Annotated in this window: 7 protein-coding genes; 6 read left to right on the top strand and 1 reads right to left on the bottom strand. The window is 73.2% G+C overall.

Features of this window, described 5'->3' with window-relative positions:
- Nucleotides 1-128: 128 nt before the first annotated feature.
- Nucleotides 129-932, bottom strand: a complete 804-nt coding sequence (locus AB0D29_RS02480; RefSeq protein ID WP_362851780.1) for a hypothetical protein — start codon at nucleotides 930-932, stop codon at nucleotides 129-131.
- Nucleotides 933-1,092: 160 nt separating this feature from the next.
- On the opposite strand from AB0D29_RS02480, the gene AB0D29_RS02475 reads away from it, so the two are divergent.
- The 6 genes from AB0D29_RS02475 to cseC all read left to right on the top strand — a co-directional run bounded on the left by AB0D29_RS02475 (nucleotide 1,093) and on the right by cseC (nucleotide 6,219).
- Nucleotides 1,093-1,734: a phosphatase PAP2 family protein gene (locus AB0D29_RS02475; RefSeq protein ID WP_362851779.1), complete on the top strand. Its 642-nt coding sequence runs from the start codon at nucleotides 1,093-1,095 to the stop codon at nucleotides 1,732-1,734.
- A complete protein-coding gene (locus tag AB0D29_RS02470; RefSeq protein ID WP_362851778.1) occupies nucleotides 1,731-2,648 on the top strand; it encodes an A/G-specific adenine glycosylase in 918 nt (305 codons plus the stop codon). Before AB0D29_RS02475 ends, AB0D29_RS02470 begins: the two co-directional genes overlap by 4 nt.
- Before the next feature lie 271 nt (nucleotides 2,649-2,919).
- Entirely contained in the window at nucleotides 2,920-3,480 is a 561-nt protein-coding gene (locus AB0D29_RS02465) for a SigE family RNA polymerase sigma factor (protein ID WP_319727094.1), read from the top strand.
- 38 nt (nucleotides 3,481-3,518) lie between these two features.
- A complete protein-coding gene (locus AB0D29_RS02460) occupies nucleotides 3,519-4,163 on the top strand; it encodes a hypothetical protein (protein WP_362851806.1) in 645 nt (214 codons plus the stop codon).
- 29 nt (nucleotides 4,164-4,192) lie between these two features.
- Nucleotides 4,193-4,906 carry a two-component system response regulator CseB gene (gene cseB / locus AB0D29_RS02455; protein ID WP_362851777.1) on the top strand — a complete coding sequence of 238 codons (714 nt, stop codon included), beginning with the start codon at nucleotides 4,193-4,195 and terminating at the stop codon, nucleotides 4,904-4,906.
- A complete protein-coding gene (gene cseC, locus AB0D29_RS02450) occupies nucleotides 4,903-6,219 on the top strand; it encodes a two-component system sensor histidine kinase CseC (protein WP_362851776.1) in 1,317 nt (438 codons plus the stop codon). Before cseB ends, cseC begins: the two co-directional genes overlap by 4 nt.
- The last annotated feature ends 63 nt before the right edge of the window (nucleotides 6,220-6,282 follow it).

Here is a 6,282-nt window from a genome sequence, read left to right as displayed (position 1 = left end):
CTCACCTTCCCGACCAGCAACTGCTTCGACGATCCGCTCGACGGCGAGAGCGAGTCGATGAGGACGGCCCTGCCGAAGACCCTCGCGACGAAGGTGGGGGCGGAGCCCCCGCAGCGGCGCGGCAGACGCTAGTCCTGCTTCAGGACGAACGAGGTCCGGGCCACCGGCATGCCGGGGGACTTGACCTCGACCACGTAGGTGTCGGGAGCAGCGGACCCCGCCGGAGGCGCCTGGCACTGGTCGGCCGCGCTGAACTTGCGGTCCCATTCCAGCGACTGCTTCGTCTCCCCCTGCGCCGGCAGGCGGAAGAAGGCGTTGCCCGCGCCCGTCGGGCAGTCCGCCGAGGACCACACCGCCTTGCTGCTGCTCGCCTGAAGGATGGTCAGGACCGCCTGCCTCGGGCCGAGGTCGACCTTGCAGGTGGTGCCGGAGGTGTTGCGGGCGACCAGTTCGAGCTTGGGCTTCTCGCTCGCCTCGTACTCGTTCTTCACGCTCTTGACCTCCCACTGCAGCGCACCCGTCGCGCACGTGGGGAGCGGGGAGTCCGCCGGGACCTGCGCCTGCCCGGCCGCCGCGCCGCCACCGCCCGAGCCGGAACCGCCGCTCGCGGCCGTGCCGCTGCCCGGCTCGCCGTTCTTGCCCGCGCCGCCGCTCCCGCCGCCTTCGGAGCCGGTGGTTCCGCCGCCCGACTCAGGGCGCCCGCCGGGGGCCGCGCTGATCGCGGGGCCCGTCCCGGCCGGGCCGGGGGTGATCGAGGCGACCGGGTCGGGGCCGCTCTGGCCCTTTCCGTTCGTACTCGTCTTCCCCCCACTGGAACTGACGGTCCATACCGCGAGGAGCGCGAGGAGCGCGACGACGGAAGCCAGCACAGCCCTCCGTCGCCAGTAGATGGAGGAGGGGAGCGGCCCGACCGGATTGCGCAGAGATCCCACGGACGGAACTTTACGAGAGATCACGGCCCGATCAGTGCCCCACATGCCGCGCAGCAGGCTGGATTTGCCGATGATCATCCTGCGGGAGTACGCGGAACCACCGGGAACCGGCCATTGGTCTGATGTGACGATTAGGCCGCTTTGACTACCTTCGGTAGCCATGGACAGCTCAGGCCTCTACCTCGACATCACCGCATTCGCCCGATCCGCCCCCGGATGGGTGCGGTCCGCGTTCGAGGCCTGGACGGTCCACGGGCTCCTGCTCTTCGGCGTGCTCTTCGTCGCCGTCTGGTGGCGCTCGCGCGGCCGCGGCGGCCCCCGGCCCGTCGCGCTCGCCGTGCTCGCGCCGCCGGCCACCGCCCTCGCGTACGTCGCCTCGGAGCTGGTGAAGTCGGCCGTGGACGAGGAGCGGCCCTGCCGCGCGGTCGCCGGGGCCGCCGCCCCGCTGGTCGCGTGCCCGGCGCCGGGCGACTGGTCGTTCCCCAGCAATCACGCGGCCATCGCGGGCGCCGCCGCAGTGGCCCTGGCCCTGGCCGTACGCCGGCTCGCGCTGCTGACCGTGCCGCTCGCGCTGCTGATGGCCTTCTCCCGCGTCTTCGTCGGCGTGCACTACCCGCACGACGTGGCGATCGGCCTGCTGCTGGGCGGTTCGGTCGCCGCCCTCGTCGTCCTCGCGCTCACCGGCCCGATCAGTACGATCATCGCCGCCATGCGGGCGAGCGGGGTCCGCGCGGCGCTCTGGTTCACCGGCCCGGGCCCGGCGGTGCGGACCCGAAACGTGCCAGGATGCCGTCTGTCATGACTGCATCCCCCGCTTCCGCCACGGCCGTATCCCCCGACTCCTCCCACGCGCTGCACTCCCCCGTCATCGCGTGGTTCGACGAGCACGCCCGCGACCTGCCCTGGCGCCGCCCCGAGGCCGGCCCCTGGGGGGTCATGGTCAGCGAGTTCATGCTCCAGCAGACTCCGGTCAGCCGGGTCCTGCCGGTCTACGAGCAGTGGCTCGCCCGGTGGCCCCGCCCCGCCGCCCTGGCCGCCGAGGCCCCCGGCGAGGCCGTACGGGCCTGGGGGCGGCTCGGCTACCCGCGCCGCGCCCTGCGGCTGCACGGCGCGGCCGTCGCCATAACGGAGCGGCACGGGGGCGACGTACCGCGGGAGCACGCGCAGCTCCTGTCGCTGCCCGGGATCGGCGAGTACACGGCGGCCGCCGTGGCCTCCTTCGCGTACGGACAGCGGCACGCCGTCCTCGACACGAACGTCCGGCGGGTCTTCGCGCGCACCGCCACCGGGGTGGAGTACCCGCCGAACGCCACCACCGCCGCCGAGCGGCGCCTGGCCCGGGCCCTGCTGCCCGAGGACGAGGCGACGGCGGCGCGCTGGGCGGCGGCCTCGATGGAGCTCGGCGCGCTGGTGTGCACCGCGAAGAGCCCCGACTGCGCGCGCTGCCCGGTGGCCGGGCTGTGCGCGTGGCGCCTCGCCGGGAAGCCGGCGCACGAGGGGCCGCCGCGGCGCGGGCAGACGTACGCCGGGACCGACCGGCAGGTGCGCGGCAAGCTCCTCGCGGTGCTCCGGGAGGCGGTGGGCGCCGTTCCGCAGGCCGTGCTCGACACCGTGTGGGACGAGCCGGTGCAGCGGGCCCGGGCACTGGACGGGCTGGTCTCCGACGGGCTGGTGGAACCCCTCGACGGGGGCTTCTACCGGCTTCCGCAGACCTGAGCGGAACCGGCCGGGCGGGGTCCGGGTGGCCTGCGGACGGCCGCCCGGAGAGCGCTCGGCGACGGCTCGGCGACCACCCGTAGTCGACCTTGAAACTGAGTCGACAATTCCGCTTCTCGCCGGGAAACCGCAGCTCACGGCACTGTTACACAACCTATGGGTGTCCGTGCGCCCACCGAAGGCTGGCCCGCACAGGCCCGTGACAAGCCCTCCGTACCTTCGAATCCGTAAGGCAGCGGATGACGGTGGACGGCAGCGGAGGCGGTCTCAGATGGCGCACGGTGAGGTACTCGAATTCGAAGAGTACGTACGCACCCGGCAGGACGCGCTGCTGCGCAGCGCCCGGCGCCTGGTCCCGGACCCCACCGACGCCCAGGACCTCCTGCAGACCGCGCTCGTGCGCACCTACGGCCGCTGGGACGGCATCGCCGACAAGTCCCTGGCCGACGCCTACCTCCGACGCGTCATGATCAACACCCGTACCGAGTGGTGGCGCGCCCGCAAGCTCGAAGAGGTCCCCACCGAGCAGCTCCCCGACGCCTCCGTCGAGGACGGCTCCGACCAGCGCGCCGACCGCGCCCTGCTGATGGACATCCTCAAGGTCCTCGCGCCCAAGCAGCGCAGCGTGGTCGTGCTGCGACACTGGGAGCAGATGAGCACCGAGGAGACCGCCGCGGCGCTCGGAATGTCTGCGGGTACCGTGAAGAGCACTCTGCACCGCGCGCTGGCCCGTCTCCGGCAGGAGCTGGAGAGCCGGGACCTGGACATGCGGGCGCTGGAGCGCGGTGACCACACCATGCGGTACGAGGGGCGTGAGCGGTGCGCGGCCTGAACGGCCAAGTTCTGACCGGCGGTAGATCGCTGGTACTGGTGTCGGCGGGGACGGTCGTCCTCGTCGGCACTGCCGTGTTCGCGGTCGGTTGCGCGACCGGCGGCGCCGGCCTGCGCGACGGCGGCCCCGCCCGCTCCGACGCGGTGGCGAAGGCCAGCCCGGTCTCCCCGTCCGCCCCCGCCGATTCCTCCCCCGGCGCGGCCTCCGCGTCCGGCCGGCCGTTCAAGAAGGTCGACCCCGTCGCGCTGCTCAAGGCGGACCCGAAGGTCAGCGCCGAGATCAAGCGGGACCTCAAGCCCTGCGCGGGCAAGGAGTACCCGGTGGACGTGAGCTACGGGAAGGTCACCGGCAGCCCCGTCGTCGACATCGTCGTCAACGTCCTGTCCTGCGCCGACGCCCTGGGCCGCGGCTCGTACGTGTACCGGGCGGACGGCGGCTCGTACGAGAATGTGTTCTCGGACGAACAGCCACCCGTCTACGCGGAGATCGACCGGGGCGACCTGGTGGTCACGAAACAGGTCTACGGAAAGAGCGACGCGCTCGCCTATCCGTCGGGCGAGGACGTGATCACGTACCGCTGGAACGGGGAGACGTTCACCGAGCAGGACCGAGTGCACTCGGAGTACAGCAACGTGGTCGACGGCGGTCTCCAGCCCGCCCCGGCCACGAGTCAGAAGAACTGAGCACAGAGGAACCGAGGCGAGGCTTCCGCATGGCCGAGACCCATGTCCTGTTCGTGGAGGACGACGACGTCATCCGTGAGGCCACGACCCTGGCGCTCGAACGCGACGGGTTCGTGGTCACGGCCATGCCCGACGGCCTGTCCGGCCTGGAGTCCTTCCGTGCCGACCGGCCGGACATCGCGCTGCTCGACGTGATGGTCCCCGGCATGGACGGCGTGAGCCTGTGCCGCCGCATCCGTGACGAGTCCACCGTCCCCGTGATCATGCTGTCGGCGCGCGCCGACTCCATCGACGTGGTGCTGGGCCTGGAGGCGGGCGCCGACGACTACGTCACCAAGCCCTTCGACGGCTCCGTGCTCGTGGCCCGGATCCGCGCCGTGCTGCGCCGCTTCGACCACTCCGGCGGACCGCAGAACGGCGGACCGGGCTCCTCCCACGAGGCCTCGGACCCGGAGCGCGGCGTGCTCTCCTTCGGCGACCTGGAGGTGGACACCGAGGGCATGGAGGTCCGCAGGGCGGGCGCCGCCGTGGCGCTGACGCCGACCGAGATGCGGCTGCTGCTGGAGTTCTCCTCGGCGCCCGGCACCGTACTGTCGCGCGACCGCCTGCTGGAGCGGGTCTGGGACTACGACTGGGGCGGCGACACCCGCGTCGTCGACGTCCACGTACAGCGGCTGCGCACCAAGATCGGCCAGGACCGGATCGAAACGGTCCGAGGCTTCGGATACAAGCTCAAGGCATGAGACGGTTCACCCTCCGTACGGGGATCCGCTGGAAGATCACGCTCGCCATCGCCGCCGTGGGCGCCCTCGTCACGATCGCCCTGAGCCTGGTCGTGCACAGCGCTGCCCGCGTGTCCATGCTGGAGAGCGCGCGCGAGGTGCAGCTGGACCGCGTGCAGTTCATCTCCCGCAACGCCGAGGCCGGGCGCAAGCCGCCGATGGGGGCCAAGCTCAACGACCCCGAACTCCCCGCCGAGCTGCGGCGCAAGGTGCAGTCGGGGCGGCGCGGGACCTACATCCAGGAGCGGCCGCACGGGCTGCCCGAGGTGTGGGCCGCCGTGCCGCTCCAGAACGGGCAGGCGCTGTCGCTGCACACGCAGTTCCAGGAGAGCGCCAATCTGATCCCCGACCTGGACCGGGCCCTGGTCGTCGGCGGGCTCGCCGCCGTGATCGGCGGATCTGCGCTCGGCGTGCTCATCGGCGGGCAGATCTCGCGCAGGCTGCGCAAGGCCGCGGCCGCCGCGCAGCGGGTGGCGCACGGTGATCCCGACGTACGGGTGCGGGACGCGGTCGGCGGCGTCGTCCGGGACGAGACCGACGACCTGGCGCGGGCCGTGGACGCCATGGCCGACGCCCTGCAGCAGCGGCTGGAGGCCGAACGGCGGGTGACGGCGGACATCGCGCACGAGCTGCGGACGCCGGTGACGGGCCTGCTCACGGCGGCGGAGCTGCTGCCTCCGGGGCGGCCGACCGAGCTGGTCCGGGACCGGGCGCAGGCGCTGCGCGCCCTGGTCGAGGACGTGCTGGAGGTGGCCCGGCTGGACAGCGCCTCGGAGCGGGCGGAGCTCCAGGACGTGGCGCTGGGCGAGTTCGTGAGCCGGCGGGTGACGGCGCTGATGCCGGAGGCGACCGTACGGGTCGTCGCGGACGAGATCGTCAGCACCGACCCGCGACGGCTGGAGCGGATCCTGGGGAACCTGCTGGCCAATGCGGCGCGGTACGGGCAGCCGCCGATCCAGGTCGACGTCGAGGGCCGGGTCGTACGGGTGCGGGACCACGGGCCGGGCTTCCCGGACGCGCTGCTGCGCGAGGGGCCGAGCCGCTTCCGCACCGGGTCGACGGACCGCGCGGGCGTGGGGCACGGCCTGGGACTGACCATCGCGGAGGGCCAGGCGCGGGTCCTGGGCGCCCGGCTGACCTTCCGCAACGTGGCCGCGCCGGGCGGCTTCGACAGCGAGGGCACGGCGGCGGGCGCGGTGGCGGTCCTGTGGCTGCCGGAGCACGCGCCGACGGCGACGGGCAGCTTCCCGGTGATCAAGCTGCCGCAGGGCTGACGGCTGCGGCACCGGTACCGGTGCGGCGGGCCGACGGCGGCCGGAACGGTACCGGGCGGTACG

The sequence above is a fragment of the Streptomyces sp. NPDC048424 genome, assembly GCF_040651555.1.
Taxonomy (GTDB): Bacteria; Actinomycetota; Actinomycetes; order Streptomycetales; family Streptomycetaceae; genus Streptomyces.
This window is presented reverse-complemented; position numbering and strand designations above follow the sequence as displayed.

Excerpts from the sequence above, each read along its gene's own strand:
- cseC (WP_362851776.1), top strand. The coding sequence starts at position 4,903 with ATGAGACGGTTCACCCTCCGTACGGGGATCCGCTGGAAGATCACGCTC.
- AB0D29_RS02475 (WP_362851779.1), top strand. The coding sequence starts at position 1,093 with ATGGACAGCTCAGGCCTCTACCTCGACATCACCGCATTCGCCCGATCC.
- AB0D29_RS02465 (WP_319727094.1), top strand. The coding sequence starts at position 2,920 with ATGGCGCACGGTGAGGTACTCGAATTCGAAGAGTACGTACGCACCCGG.
- AB0D29_RS02470 (WP_362851778.1), top strand. The coding sequence starts at position 1,731 with ATGACTGCATCCCCCGCTTCCGCCACGGCCGTATCCCCCGACTCCTCC.
- cseB (WP_362851777.1), top strand. The coding sequence starts at position 4,193 with ATGGCCGAGACCCATGTCCTGTTCGTGGAGGACGACGACGTCATCCGT.